Origin of the sequence: Alloalcanivorax xenomutans (genome assembly GCF_900217905.1) — a bacterium.
Taxonomy (GTDB): domain Bacteria; phylum Pseudomonadota; class Gammaproteobacteria; order Pseudomonadales; family Alcanivoracaceae; genus Alloalcanivorax; species Alloalcanivorax xenomutans.
Genome location: NZ_OBMO01000002.1, coordinates 196823 through 209315, shown reverse-complemented (window position 1 = coordinate 209315; position 12493 = coordinate 196823). Strand labels below are relative to the sequence as shown.

The following is a 12493-nucleotide window of genomic DNA, read 5'->3' as shown; positions in this document are numbered from 1 at the left end:
GCCGGCGCCATGTCGAATACGCAGATTATCTGGATAGTGCTGGCCTGGTTCGCCGCTTTCCTGGTGCTTGGCCAGAACGTGGCCACGGTACTGTTTGGCGCCGGTATGTTGGGCATCGTGCTGGTGGTCGGCGTGGACGTGCTCGGAGGGATTCTTGGTTCCGATACATTCTACACCGCGTCGATTTACTCCCTGTCCATCGTGCCGCTGTATCTGTTGATGGCGCAGTTGTTGTTGCGTGGCGGCGTGATACGGGACCTGTTCGCCGTGGGGCACCGGTTGTCCGGTTATCGGCGCTTCCCATTGGGGGTGGCGACCATCGTCACCGGCTCGTTGCTGGGCGCGGTGTCGGGCTCCGGTGCCGCCAGCTCCGCCTCCCTGGCATCACTGGCCTCGCCGGAGCTGGAAAAACTGGGTTACACCCGGCGCTTCTCGTTGAGCTTGTCGGCGGTGGCCGGCTCTCTGTCCGCGATCATTCCGCCGAGTCTGATCATGATCATCTATGGTTCGCTGGCATCGGTGCCCATCGGCCATCTGTTCATCGGCGCGATCGGGCCGGGGTTGCTGTGTATCGCCATCTACATCATCTGCCTGCGCCTGTTCGGTGAATTGCGCGAGGGCGCGGTGGACGGCCAGGCGCCGGAACAGGCGCCGCCCTCCGGGGAGGCTCGTCGCAGCATGACCGCCTTTCTGTTCGTGGTGGCGCTGATGATGATCGTGTTTGGCGGTATCTACGGCGGTGTGGTCACGGTGGCGGAGGCCGGCGCGCTCGGCGCCTTCACCGCCATGGCGGGCATGATGCTGATGAGGCGGGTTAACCTGCGCGGATTGTTCGAGGCGCTGGCGGAGTCGGTGAAGGTCACCGCCACGCTCATGATGCTGGTGCTCGGCGCCAAGATTTTCGCCCGTTTCCTCACCTTTTCCCGTTTGCCCAATGAGCTGCTGTCGCTGATGGAGCCGATACTGGGCCACCCCAATGTGGTGGCGGCGATTCTGATGGCGGTGTTCTTTCTCGGTGGCATGTTCCTGGAATCGGCGGCGGTGATCGTGTTGCTGGTACCGATCATCCTGCCGCTGCTGCAAAGCGCCGGAATCGACCTGCTGTGGTTCGGGGTGATGGCCTCGCTGATGATCGCATTGGGGCTGCTCACGCCACCGGTGGGGCTGGCCACTTTCGCCGCCGCCAGCGCCGGCAACTATCCGGTGGCGCGGGTATTCCGGTCCGCCAGTCTGTTCGCGTTGGTGGCCGGCGTGGTGCTGACCGTTCTGCTGATCAGCTATCCCGCCCTGATTACCTGGCTGCCACAGCAAATTCGCTGAGCCGCGAGAGAGGTGACGCCATGGCGTTCTGGAAAGCGATTGATCGATTGGAGGGCGGGCTGGCCTCGGTGGGCGCGGGACTCTGCCTGTTCCTGATCATGATGATCACGGTGATCGGGGTGCTCGGTCGTTATCTGCTGGGAATGGACCTGATTCCCGGTGGTTACAACATGATCGAGCGCATGCTGTTTCCCTTGTTGGTGTTCTGGGCGGTGCCGCTGGGGCATCGGCAGGGCACCTTTCCCCGCTTCGATATTCTGGCCGACAGGATGTCGCCGGGATGGGCGCGAGCGATGGCGGTGTTGGTGCTGACCGTGGAGATCGTGATCTTTGCCGTATTGCTCTGGTACCTGTGGCAATTTGCCTGGGAGGCCGCGCAAAGCGCCCGGCAGATGCAGATCGGTACCCGGCTCTGGCCAGTGTGGCCGGTGATGTTGATGATGCCGCTGGCGTTCGCGCTGATGCTGCTGGAGATGGTGCGGCTGTGGTGGCAAGCGCTGGCCGGCCGCCCAGCCGGAAACGGCGAGTCATAACGGACGGCTCATGGCCAGGCGCAGGGCGAAGCCGATCAGCAGGGTGGCGAACAGGCCCCGCTGAAGGCGTTGCGCCCAGGGACGATGTTGCATCCACAGGCCAAGCGCGCGGCCACCGGCGATATAGAACAAGTCAAACAGTACGCCCAGGCCCACCAGAATCGTGCCCAGCAATAGAAACTGAGAGGCCACCGAACCGTTGCCGATGTCGATGAACTGGGGCAGCAACACGGAGCAGAACAGCAGCGATTTGGGATTGGTGAAATTGGTCAGCAGGCCGCGCCAGGCCGCCGAGCCATAGGCTCGGGGCGGGCTGCCCGGTGTCGCCACTGAATCTTCCAGTGACCAGGATGCGGAACGGCCGATCCTGATGCCGAGCCAGACCAGATAGAGCACCCCGATCCAGCGGACCAGCTCGAATACCCAAGGTGAGGTTTTCAGCAACGCGGCCAGACCGGCGGCCGCCATGACCACATGAGCCCCACGGGCCATCGCCAGCCCCGCCGCTGTCGCCAGGCCCTGGGCGCGTCCCCTGACACTGGCGGTCTCCAGCACCAGAACCAGGTCCGGACCGGGTACCAGATAAGCGACCACCAGGGCGCCAATGAAAGTTTCAAGATGAGCCATGCCAGCGGGGTTCCGATTGCCTCTTCATGGTGCTAAGAGTACGGCCTGGATCGGCAGGTCGGATTGCGTTTTGGCGGGTGATAGCGTTATGTGTTGGCATATAATGCCAATGATGAGCCTGAAAGGACCCATTTATGCCAGAAGTGAAGTTGGACAATCTGGACCGGCGGATTCTGGCCGCGTTGCAACGGGACGGCAGGCTGAGCAACGTTCAGTTGTCCGAGGAAGTGGGACTTTCGCCGTCACCCTGCCTGCGCCGGGTTCGTCTGCTGGAGCAAAGCGGGATCATTCGCGGCTATCACGCCGAGCTTGATCGCGGCGGAGTGGGTTTGGGGTTGACGGTTTTCGTCGGTATCAAAGTAGGGCAGCACGATGATGAGGTGGACAGCGCCTTCCGCGATGCCGTGGCGGATCTGCCGGAGGTGGTATCCTGTTATCTGCTTTCCGGAGAGTCGGACTTTCTGCTGCAAGTGGTGGTGCCGGACTTGCCCGCCTATGAGCGGTTTTTGCGTGGCACTTTACTGAAACTTCCCGGTATCACGGATATCCGCAGTAACTTCGCCATCTCCACGGTCAAGCGGGAAACCGGGTTGTCGCTGGCGCATCTGCCAGGGGCGGCGGGATGATGGGAAGGAGGGGCGCGGGCCCCTCCTGATCAGAGGCCGTGGAACTCGGCGATCTCATCCAGCGGCGCGCGCTTGGCGCGCAGCTGATTCACTTCCGCGTTCTCGTCCCGGTAACCAATGGACATGCCGGTGAACAGCATCCACTCGTCGGGCGCCTGGAGGAATTCACCCAGGGTTTGCGGGTACAGCGACCAGCACTCCTGCGGGCAGCTGTCCAGACCGGCCTCGCGCAGCAGTAGCATCACCGATTGCAGATACATACCCAGATCCGACCATTGCGGCGGCCCCATGGTGCGGTGCACATAGCAAAACAGAGCCACCGGCGCGCCGAAGAACTGGAAGTTGTTGGCGAACCAGCGTAACCGTGCCGCCTTGTCGTCGCGGGGAATGCCGAGCAGGCCATACATGTCCTCGCCGACCTGAAAACGCCGGTCCCGGTAGGGGGCGATCAGGTTCGGGGGATAGACGTCGTACTCCCTGTTTTCCCCGCCAGGCGAGTCTTGCAGGCGCTCACGCATGATCGCCTTGAACTGGTCCAGGCGCTCGCCCCCCACCACATAAAGATGCCAGGGCTGCAAATTGCCTCCGGACGGGGCCCGGCTGGCTTTTTCCAGAATGGCGCGCAACAGGGCGCCGTCCACCGGACGATCCTGAAAAGCGCGGATCGAGCGCCGGGATTCCAGCGCCTCACTGACGGTCTTGGCGGCATCGGTCATCGGGCCTCCCTCCTTAAATGGCCTTAAACGGCGGTTCGCTCTGCCATTCGAAGCAGTCCGGCATGTCGGTGGAGACGCGGTCGGGGAACTGCGCCGGGCGTTTCTCCAGGAAGGAATTGACCCCTTCGCGCACGTCGTTGGAACCGCCCCGGGATTTCATCGTCGCACTGTCCAGGCGGTGGGCTTCCATGGGATGGGAAGCCCCGGCCATGCGCCATATCATCTGCCGCATGGCGGCGATGGAGACGGCGGAGGTCTGGTCGGCGAACTCGCGAGCCAGTTTTACCGCCTCGTCGTACAGTTCGTCAGCGGGATGCACGGAACGCACGAGGCCACGTTCCTTGGCCTCCTGAGCGTTGAAAACCCGGCCGGTGAAGCACCATTCCAGCGCCGAGGAAATCCCCACCACCCGGCTCAGGAACCAGGAAGACGCCGCTTCGTTGACGATGCCCCGTTTGGAGAAAACAAAGCCAAAACGGGCGTTTTCAGCGGCGAGCCGCACGTCCATGGGCAGTTGCATGGTAATCCCGACCCCCACCGCGGCACCGTTAACGGCGGCGATCACCGGCTTGAGACTGCGGTAGATGCGCAGGGCCACCTGACCACCGCCGTCACGGTGAGCGTCGTCCGGGTTGGCGCCTTCGCCGCCGCGCTTCTTGTAGTCGAAGGTGTCGCCGCCGGAGGCCAGATCCGCGCCGGCGCAGAAGGCGCGGCCCTTGCCGGTGACGATCACCGCGCGCACTTCGTCAGTGGCGTCGGTGAAATCAAAGGCGGCGATCAGTTCGTCCTTCATCTCCCGGGTAAAGGCGTTCATGCGGTCCGGGCGATTGAGATAAAGGGTGGCGATACCATCATCGACGGTCAGTTCCAGTGTTTGGAAGGAAGGAATTTCCATGGTGACTCCCAAGTACTCAATAAAAAGTAAGAGATAAAGAAAAGACGATCAGCCCGCGATCATCGCGGAAGCGCCGCCGTCCACCAGCAAAAACTGGCCGGTAGTGTGCTTGCCGGCGTCCGAAGCAAACAAAAGCGCCACGCCTTTGAGTCCTTCCTCGTCACCAATCCGGTTGAGGGGAACCCGCCGTGCCAAGCCTTCGTCGCCGTGCCGCTCACTAAGGTAGCGGGACATTTTGCTCGGGAACACCCCCGGGCCGATGGCATTGACGGTAATATTGTAAGCACCCCATTCCGCCGCCAGCGCCCGGGTGAAGGTGACCACCGCGCCTTTGCTGGTGCTGTAGCCCACCGCCTGCATCAAATCGCGATTGCCGCCGAGGGCGGCGTTGGAGGCGATATTGACGATGCGGCCGTAACGGCGCGGGATCATGCTCAAGCGGCCGATTTCCCGGGTCAGCAGGAACAGGTTGCGCACATTGAGGGTCATCACCTTGTCCCAGCCGTCCATGGGGTAGTCCTCCGCCGGAGCGCCCCAGGTGGCGCCGGCATTGTTGACCAGGATGTCCACCTGGCCGAGTTCCTTGACCGCCTGTTCCGCCAGGTTCAGCACATGCGCCTCTTGGGAAAGATCAGCCGGCAACAGCAGCACTTCGATGCCGCGTTGGCGCAGATGCTCGGCGGCTTCCTCCAGTTCCTTGACCTTGCGCGCACTGATCGCCACGCGGGCCCCGGCTTCGCCCAGCGCCTCCGCCATCTGCAGGCCGAGGCCGCGCGAACCGCCGGTGACCAGGGCGGTTTTGCCGGTGAGATCGAAAAGGGCTTGGACGGTACGTACGGGCTGTTCGCTCATGGCTGGGCCTTCTCTGCTCTGCTGTGCATGGGAGATACAGATTCACGACCCGGGTGAAAAGCGGCAATCGTCGGTTAGGACGAATCGTCTTTTCGGACGACGCCCACGGAGGGGGTTCCCAACGATCATGCGGAGCCACCTCATTGGCCTGCAAGGAGTCACCATGACCAGCGAAGCGCTTGTCGATTATCGGGTGAACGGGGCCGTGGCGATCGTCAAGATGAACCGCCCGGACGCCCTCAACGCCTTCAATATCCCTCTGCGCGAAGCCCTGTTGGCCGCCCTCAACGAGGCGGAGCAGGATGACCGCGTCAAAGTGGTGGTGCTCGGTTCCACCGGCCGTGCCTTTTCCGCCGGCGCTGATTTGATGGAGTCGCCGGAGAACAAGCCGAGTGTCATTGAGACCCTGCTGGATGGCTATCGGCCGTTACTGGAGAAAATCTCCACCATGCCGCTGCCGGTCATCGGCATGGCGCCCGGTGTCGCCGCCGGCGTCGGCGCGGCGGTGCTGATGGCCTGCGATCTGGTGTTGATGGCGGAGGAAGCCCGGATTTACATGGCGTTCAGCCACATCGGGCTGGTCCCTGATGGCGGTGCCACCTGGTTCCTCTATCAGCATCTGGGCTATCAGCGTGCTTTCCAACTGATTGTCGAGGGCGGCAGTCTGGACTCACAGCGTTGCCTGGCACTGGGTATAGCCAACCAGGTTCTGCCGGTGGATCAACTGGAAGAGCGGGCATTGGAATGGGGCGGCCAACTGGCGCAACGCTCCCCGCTGGCCACCGCGGAAGCCAAGCGATTGCTGCGCGCGGCGGCCACCAGCAGCTACGCGGAAACCTACCAGCAGGAAGCGGTGGCGCAACACCGTTGCATCGCCAGCCCGGAATCGAAAGCGGCGGTGGAGGCCTTTAAAACGAAGTCGAAGAAATAAGCGACTCAGCAAATCGTCTGATTCGACGACGTTAATCCGGCTGGCGGGTTCCTAGAATTTTTAAGCTTTCCGCCGCCGGAGCCTGAGTCCCGGTGGCGGCTGAACCGGGGTCGCGGACCCAATGAGCAGCCAGCATGGGGATCTCATGGAGTTAAACCAGGAAAACGTGGGTAAGGCGTTGCAGGCGTTGTCCTCGCGTCTGTTACCCGGTGCCGCGATTGACAAACTGACCCGTCTGACCGGTGGCGCCAGCCAGCAGATGTGGTCGTTCAATCTGGTCGGCGACGATGATGTGGAGCCGCTGATTCTGAGAATCGCCAGCCCCATGAACGGGTCCGATTCCACCACGCTGACCATGGACCAGGAAGCACGCCTGTTGCGGGAAGTGCTGCGTCACGATGTGCCGGTTCCCATCGTGCGTTACGAGTTGAAGGAGGAGGATGACCTTGGCGTGGGCTACATCATGCGCCGGGTCGATGGGGAAACCCTGCCGCAACGGATCCTGCGCGACGAAGCCTATAGCAATGCCCGCTCGGTGCTGGCGCGGCAATGCGGACAAGTGATGGCGGGTATTCATCAGGTGCCGTTGGACAAAGTTTCGTTCCTGCGTCAGCGCACCGCCGAACAATTGATCGACACCTACTACCAGCGCTACCAAGCCTGCGGCGAACCGCGTCCGGTATTCGAGCTGGCGTTCCGGTGGCTGCGTGACAACCTGCCCGCCGAGCCGGCGGAACCCTGCCTGGTTCACGGTGATTTCCGCAACGGCAATCTGATGGTGGATCGCAACGGCCTGCGTGTCGTGCTGGATTGGGAGCTTTCCTATCTCGGTGATCCGATGGCGGATCTGGGCTGGATATGCGTCAACTCCTGGCGCTTCGGGAACAGTGCTCTGCCGGTGGGGGGCTTCGGCACCCGCGAGGAGCTGTTCCAGGGCTACCAGGAAGCCAGTGGTCGCCGGGTGGATCCGAGCCGGGTGGCGTTCTGGGAAGTGTTTGGTGTTCTCAAGTGGGGTGTGATCTGTCAGAAGATGGCCCAGGCCTTCATCAGTGGTACCGACCGCACCGTGGAGCGGGGGGCCATTGGCCGCCGTGCTTCGGAAACCGAAATAGATCTGTTGACCCTGTTGGCGCGCTGAGCGCCTGTTCGAGGAGCGATCGATGCAAGATTTGCCCAAGGACCCCGACCTGCTGGCCGTGGTGGCGGAGTTCCTGCGCCGTGAAGTGATGCCGGCGGTCAGTAACGGGCTGGCGTTCCGGGTGCGGGTGGCCGCCAATGTGGTGGATATGGTCCAGCGGCAACTGACACAGCCGGAGAATATCGCCGCGGAGGAGCAGCAACGGCTGCGTGATCTGCTTGGTGAGGACGGCGATACCCGGCTGTTGACCGAACGTCTTTGTCAGGGCATCGCCAACGGTGAATTCACTCTGGATACCCCGGGGCTGGCCGATTTTCTCTGGTTCGTCACCCTGCACAAGGTGGCGGTGGATCAGCCCCGTTATTCCGGCTACCTCAACGCGCGGGACCGTTGAGGCGCGCCGATGGTGGCGGGCCGGTACAGGATTCACTCCACGGAGCCCACCCCACAAAACCCACGAAGGAGGGTGTGATGGATTTCAATCTGCCGGCGGAATTGACCGCCTATCTGGAACAGCTGGACGCGTTCATCGAAGCGGAAATCAAACCGCTGGAGAATCAGGACGATAACATTCGGTTCTTTGACCACCGCCGGGAATGGGCGCGCACCGACTTTGACAATGGCGGTCTGCCCAGGGAAGAGTGGGAAGCGTTGCTGATGGAAGCCCGTCGCCGCGCCGACAAGGCCGGCCATTGGCGTTTCCCTTTGCCGAAACAATACGGCGGCCAGGATGGTTCCCATCTGGCGATGACGGTTATTCGAGAGCATCTGGCGGCAAAAGGTCTCGGGCTGCACAACGATCTGCAGAACGAGCACTCCATCGTCGCCAATAACCCCTTTGTCTTGATGTTCCGGGATTTCGGCACCGCCGAGCAGAGCGACACTTTTATCCACGGCATGCTCAACGGTGAGCTGAAACTCTCCTTTGGTCTCACCGAGCCCAATCACGGTTCCGACGCCACCCATATGGAAACCCGCGCGGTGAAGCAACAGCGGGACGGCGTCGACGGTTGGCTGATCAACGGCGAGAAAATGTGGATCACCGGCATGCACACGTCCACCCACTGCCTGACATTCGCCCGCACCAGCGGCAAGGACGGCGACGCCAAAGGCATCACCGCCCTGCTGGTGCCCTCGGACACGCCAGGGTTGAAGGTGGAGGAGTACCTGTGGACCTTCAACATGCCCACCGACCATCCGCGCATCAGCTTTACCGATGTCTGGGTGCCGGCGGACACACTGTTCGGCGAAGAGGGCAACGGCCTGGCGCTGGCCCAGCATTTCGTTCACGAAAACCGCATCCGGCAGGCCGCTTCCAGTCTCGGCGCGGCGGTGTTCTGCATTCAGGAAAGTGTGCGGTATGCTCGCGACCGCAAACCGTTTGGGGAAGCGCTGGCGAAGAATCAGGGCATTCAATTCCCGATGGTGGAACTGCATACCCAGGCGGAAATGCTGCGGTTGCTGATTCGCCATACCGCCTGGCGGATGGATCAGTTGCCAAAGGTGGAAGTGGAGAAGCAACTTTCCGATAAAGTGTCGATGTGTAATTTCTGGGCCAATCGCCTGTGCTGTGAGGCGGCGGATCGTGCCATGCAGATCCACGGTGGCATGGGCTATTCCCGGCACAAGCCATTCGAACATATTTACCGGCACCACCGCCGCTATCGGATCACCGAAGGGGCGGAGGAAATCCAGATGCGTAAGGTCGCCGCTTATCTGTTCGGCTATCTGGGGCCGAATCGCTGGCGGGACGAACAAGGATAATGGCTATGGAATACAACTCGATCCAACTGCAACGGGACGGCGCCATCGCGGTGCTGAGCCTGCACCGCCCGAAAACCATGAACGCGCTGGCGACGGAACTGCAAAAGGAAATGCTCCACGCTCTGGCGGCCATTGAGCAGGACGACAGTGTGCGTGCCCTGATTGTCACCGGCAGTGGCCGTGCCTTCTGCTCCGGCGCCGATTTGGGCACCATGGCGCCGGCCAGCGATGAGTCGGTGGGCACGCGAGTGGCACGAATGATGCGGGAAACCTCGGTGCCCCTGATTCAGGCACTGCGCCGCTGCCGGGTACCGGTGGTGTCCGCGGTGAATGGCGCCGCGGCGGGGGCGGGGGCCAGCCTGGCGCTGGCCGGAGACGTGGTGGTCGCGGCCCGCTCCGCTTATTTCCTGTTTCCGTTCATTCCCACCCTGGGCATCCTGCCGGACCTGGGCGCTACCTGGCACCTGCCGCGTCTGGCCGGTTCCGCCCGTGCCATGGGGGCCACCCTGCTGGGAGAGCGCATCCCCTCGGAGCAGGCGGAGCGCTGGGGTATGATCTGGGGCTGCTGCGATGACGAGGCGCTGGAGAAGACCAGCCGCGAGCTGGCCACGCGCCTGGCGGCCTTGCCGCGGGGCGCTGCTCTGGAAGCCCGCCGCGCCCTGGACGCCGCCCAGCACAACACCCTGGATCAGCAAATGGAGCTGGAAACCCAGGGACAACAGCGATTGATCGATAGCGATGCCTTCCAGGAAGGCGTCCAGGCCTTTCTGGAAAAGCGCAGGCCGAACTTCGATTGATCCACCGCCGGTGACGATGCCGGCGCGATCGGCATCGTTCCTCTATCCCTTTCTCCGGTTGGAGTCACACCACGTGAAAACACAACCCTGGCAACGGGACCCCGAAGCCTACGATTTTCAGTTCACCATCACGCCGCTGTTTTTCCATCTGGATGTGGAGCGGCACGTCAATAATGTGGCGGTGCAGAGTTTCCACACCGAGGGCCGCCTGCGTTATCTGATGAACGTATCCGGAGCCGATGGCATCTGGTGTTCCGATCAGGTGCTGTTGCGCCCGCGCCGTACCGTCACCCAGTTTCTTGAAGAAACCCACTACCTCACCGACGTGCAGTGCGCGGTGAAACTGGTGGCGGTGGACAAGGACAGCTGCCGTTTCGTCATCGCCTTGTTCCAGAACGGGGAATGCACCAGCGTGCAGGACTGTCTGATGGGCGCCTGGCGTGATGGTCAATGGCAGCCTCTGCCGGCGTCCTTATTCGATACCTTGAGCGCCCGGCTCGGAGAGGTGCCGGAGCTGGCGCCCTGGCCGGATTTTGAAGCCGGCCCGGAGGCGGATCAGGGCTACCCGTGCCGGACGCCTCTGGAGCCGCGCTTTATCGATCAGGACACCGACCGCCGTCTGGGGGAACTGACCATCGCCCGTTATCTGGAACAGTCCCGGGTCAGTTCCCTGGATGCCATGCGCCTGCCGGGTCTGGGTTTGCTGGTGGCCCGCATTGATATCCACTATCTGGACTGGCCGGCGCCCCTGCACAGCGCTTCACTGGCCACCGGGATTGCCGGTTTCGGCAACAGTTCCTTCCGGGTACACAGCGGTGCCCGTGTCAACGATGTTCTGGTCGGTGCCTGCGAAAGCGTGATGGTGTTGATGAACCGCGAACAGCGGCGGCCCACTCAGATTGATGAGGCCATGCGGGAAGCGATGGCGGGGTCGCTCGTGCAGGGTTGAAGCCCGGATATTCCACGTACATGCAACACGCCTATTCGCGAGCAAGCTCGCTTCCCACAGCGGCTTCGTAGCTCCTGTGGGAAGCGAGCTTGCTCGCGAATAAGGCGTGCCGGCGTGCCAATCAGTCGTCCTTTTCGACGATGCGCACCGGTTCAACCAGTCGCACCATGAATGTCCTTTGATAATGGTGGTTGGTGAGGAGGACAGCATGTCGGGACCCCTGAAAGGTTTGAAAATCATCGAGATGGTGGGCATCGGGCCGGGCCCGTTTTGCTCGATGATGTTCGCGGACATGGGCGCGGAGGTGATCCGTATCGACCGCCCCGGACGCGGCGAACCCGGCTCCGCCCGGTTCGATGTGCTGGCCCGGGGGCGGCGTTCCCTGGCACTGGATTTGAAGAAGCCCGGTGCCGCCGATCTGGTACTGGATCTGGTGGAACAGGCCGATGTGCTGATCGAGGGTTTCCGCCCCGGGGTGATGGAAAAAATGGGGCTGGGACCGGAAGTCTGCCTGCGCCGGCGGCCTTCCCTGGTATTCGGCCGCATGACCGGGTGGGGCCAGTTCGGTCCGCTCTCCAGCGCCGCCGGCCACGATCTGAATTACATCGCGCTGACCGGTGCGCTGCATGGCATCGGTCGTGCTGACGGCCCGCCGCCGCCGCCGCTCAACTATGTCGGTGATTTTGGTGGCGGCGCCATGATGCTGGCCTTCGGTATTCTCGCCGCTGTCCACGAATCCCGCGCTTCCGGCCAGGGGCAGGTGGTGGATGCCGCCATGACCGATGGCGCCGCGCTGCTCTCGGCGATGATGTACGGCATGAAAGCCGCCGGCGCCTGGCGTAACGAACGCAGCGCCAACCTGCTGGATGGCGCCGCGCCTTACTACGACACCTATCAGTGCGCCGACGGCAAGTTCGTGGCGGTGGGCGCCATTGAGCCGCAGTTCTATGCCGAGTTGCTGAAGCGCGCGGAAATCGATGATCCGGAATTCGAAGCGCAGAACGATCGCCAGCGATGGCCGTCTCTGAAGGCCAAACTGACCCGGCTGTTCGCCAGCCAGCCCAGGGATTACTGGTGCGAGCGTCTGGAAGGCAGCGATGCCTGTTTCGCGCCGGTGCTGGACTGGGAGGAAGCGCCGCAACACCCGCACAACCGTGCCCGCCACACCTTCATCACCGTGGACGGCGTGGTGCAGCCGGCGCCGGCGCCGCGTTTCAGCCGTACTCCGCCACCGGCGCCACGGGCCCCTTCCGCCCGTGGGCAGGACAGTGAAGCGGTGTTGTTGGACTGGGGCATCGACGAGACCCGCCAGGCCGGTCTGCGGGAAAGCGGCATTCTTTAAGAG

Annotated in this window: 14 protein-coding genes; 10 read left to right on the top strand and 4 right to left on the bottom strand. The window is 62.7% G+C overall.

Going from position 1 to position 12493, the window contains the following annotated elements; all coding sequences use genetic code 11:
- Positions 1-9: 9 nt before the first annotated feature.
- Complete coding sequence (locus CRO06_RS02575) at positions 10-1320, top strand: TRAP transporter large permease (protein WP_022994733.1); 1311 nt, start codon at positions 10-12, stop codon at positions 1318-1320.
- A 20-nt stretch (positions 1321-1340) separates the two neighbouring features.
- Complete coding sequence (locus CRO06_RS02570; RefSeq protein ID WP_022994734.1) at positions 1341-1853, top strand: TRAP transporter small permease; 513 nt, start codon at positions 1341-1343, stop codon at positions 1851-1853.
- On the opposite strand, the gene CRO06_RS02565 is transcribed toward CRO06_RS02570, so the two are convergent.
- Complete coding sequence (locus tag CRO06_RS02565; protein ID WP_097057671.1) at positions 1848-2480, bottom strand: LysE family translocator; 633 nt, start codon at positions 2478-2480, stop codon at positions 1848-1850. The genes CRO06_RS02570 and CRO06_RS02565 overlap by 6 nt on opposite strands.
- Before the next feature lie 134 nt (positions 2481-2614).
- Here CRO06_RS02565 and CRO06_RS02560 point away from each other — a divergent pair, with 134 nt between their 5' ends.
- Positions 2615-3106 (top strand): Lrp/AsnC family transcriptional regulator, encoded by a 492-nt coding sequence (locus tag CRO06_RS02560; RefSeq protein WP_097057670.1) that lies wholly within the window; start codon positions 2615-2617, stop codon positions 3104-3106.
- A gap of 29 nt (positions 3107-3135) precedes the next feature.
- On the opposite strand, the gene CRO06_RS02555 is transcribed toward CRO06_RS02560, so the two are convergent.
- The 3 genes from CRO06_RS02555 to CRO06_RS02545 are packed head-to-tail and all read right to left on the bottom strand — an operon-like array spanning position 3136 to position 5569.
- Positions 3136-3822, bottom strand: coding sequence for a nitroreductase (locus tag CRO06_RS02555; protein ID WP_022994737.1), 687 nt, complete (start codon positions 3820-3822; stop codon positions 3136-3138).
- Between the two features lie 13 nt (positions 3823-3835).
- Complete coding sequence (locus tag CRO06_RS02550; RefSeq protein WP_055100387.1) at positions 3836-4717, bottom strand: crotonase/enoyl-CoA hydratase family protein; 882 nt, start codon at positions 4715-4717, stop codon at positions 3836-3838.
- A gap of 48 nt (positions 4718-4765) precedes the next feature.
- A complete protein-coding gene (locus tag CRO06_RS02545) occupies positions 4766-5569 on the bottom strand; it encodes an SDR family oxidoreductase (RefSeq protein ID WP_022994739.1) in 804 nt (267 codons plus the stop codon).
- Between the two features lie 163 nt (positions 5570-5732).
- On the opposite strand from CRO06_RS02545, the gene CRO06_RS02540 reads away from it, so the two are divergent.
- The 7 genes from CRO06_RS02540 (at position 5733) to CRO06_RS02510 (ending at position 12490) form a co-directional block, all read left to right on the top strand.
- Positions 5733-6500: an enoyl-CoA hydratase/isomerase family protein gene (locus CRO06_RS02540; RefSeq protein ID WP_022994740.1), complete on the top strand. Its 768-nt coding sequence runs from the start codon at positions 5733-5735 to the stop codon at positions 6498-6500.
- Positions 6501-6645: 145 nt separating this feature from the next.
- Positions 6646-7638, top strand: a complete 993-nt coding sequence (locus CRO06_RS02535) for a phosphotransferase family protein (RefSeq protein WP_031228219.1) — start codon at positions 6646-6648, stop codon at positions 7636-7638.
- Positions 7639-7660: 22 nt separating this feature from the next.
- Positions 7661-8032, top strand: coding sequence for a DUF6285 domain-containing protein (locus CRO06_RS02530; RefSeq protein ID WP_026948341.1), 372 nt, complete (start codon positions 7661-7663; stop codon positions 8030-8032).
- A 77-nt stretch (positions 8033-8109) separates the two neighbouring features.
- On the top strand, positions 8110-9402 hold the full coding sequence (locus CRO06_RS02525) for an acyl-CoA dehydrogenase family protein (protein WP_055100389.1): 1293 nt from the start codon (positions 8110-8112) through the stop codon (positions 9400-9402).
- Positions 9403-9407: 5 nt separating this feature from the next.
- A complete protein-coding gene (locus tag CRO06_RS02520) occupies positions 9408-10199 on the top strand; it encodes an enoyl-CoA hydratase-related protein (RefSeq protein WP_026948339.1) in 792 nt (263 codons plus the stop codon).
- Between the two features lie 73 nt (positions 10200-10272).
- Positions 10273-11148 (top strand): hypothetical protein, encoded by an 876-nt coding sequence (locus CRO06_RS02515; RefSeq protein ID WP_097057669.1) that lies wholly within the window; start codon positions 10273-10275, stop codon positions 11146-11148.
- Between the two features lie 208 nt (positions 11149-11356).
- Entirely contained in the window at positions 11357-12490 is a 1134-nt protein-coding gene (locus tag CRO06_RS02510; RefSeq protein WP_097057668.1) for a CaiB/BaiF CoA transferase family protein, read from the top strand.
- Positions 12491-12493 lie beyond the last annotated feature (3 nt).

What these genes read in the sequence shown, in the direction of transcription:
- CRO06_RS02575 (WP_022994733.1), top strand. Translation starts at nt 10, where the DNA reads ATGTCGAATACGCAGATTATCTGGATAGTGCTGGCCTGGTTCGCCGCT.
- CRO06_RS02570 (WP_022994734.1), top strand. Translation starts at nt 1,341, where the DNA reads ATGGCGTTCTGGAAAGCGATTGATCGATTGGAGGGCGGGCTGGCCTCG.
- CRO06_RS02565 (WP_097057671.1), bottom strand. Translation starts at nt 2,480, where the DNA reads ATGGCTCATCTTGAAACTTTCATTGGCGCCCTGGTGGTCGCTTATCTG.
- CRO06_RS02560 (WP_097057670.1), top strand. Translation starts at nt 2,615, where the DNA reads ATGCCAGAAGTGAAGTTGGACAATCTGGACCGGCGGATTCTGGCCGCG.
- CRO06_RS02555 (WP_022994737.1), bottom strand. Translation starts at nt 3,822, where the DNA reads ATGACCGATGCCGCCAAGACCGTCAGTGAGGCGCTGGAATCCCGGCGC.
- CRO06_RS02550 (WP_055100387.1), bottom strand. Translation starts at nt 4,717, where the DNA reads ATGGAAATTCCTTCCTTCCAAACACTGGAACTGACCGTCGATGATGGT.
- CRO06_RS02545 (WP_022994739.1), bottom strand. Translation starts at nt 5,569, where the DNA reads ATGAGCGAACAGCCCGTACGTACCGTCCAAGCCCTTTTCGATCTCACC.
- CRO06_RS02540 (WP_022994740.1), top strand. Translation starts at nt 5,733, where the DNA reads ATGACCAGCGAAGCGCTTGTCGATTATCGGGTGAACGGGGCCGTGGCG.
- CRO06_RS02535 (WP_031228219.1), top strand. Translation starts at nt 6,646, where the DNA reads ATGGAGTTAAACCAGGAAAACGTGGGTAAGGCGTTGCAGGCGTTGTCC.
- CRO06_RS02530 (WP_026948341.1), top strand. Translation starts at nt 7,661, where the DNA reads ATGCAAGATTTGCCCAAGGACCCCGACCTGCTGGCCGTGGTGGCGGAG.
- CRO06_RS02525 (WP_055100389.1), top strand. Translation starts at nt 8,110, where the DNA reads ATGGATTTCAATCTGCCGGCGGAATTGACCGCCTATCTGGAACAGCTG.
- CRO06_RS02520 (WP_026948339.1), top strand. Translation starts at nt 9,408, where the DNA reads ATGGAATACAACTCGATCCAACTGCAACGGGACGGCGCCATCGCGGTG.
- CRO06_RS02510 (WP_097057668.1), top strand. Translation starts at nt 11,357, where the DNA reads ATGTCGGGACCCCTGAAAGGTTTGAAAATCATCGAGATGGTGGGCATC.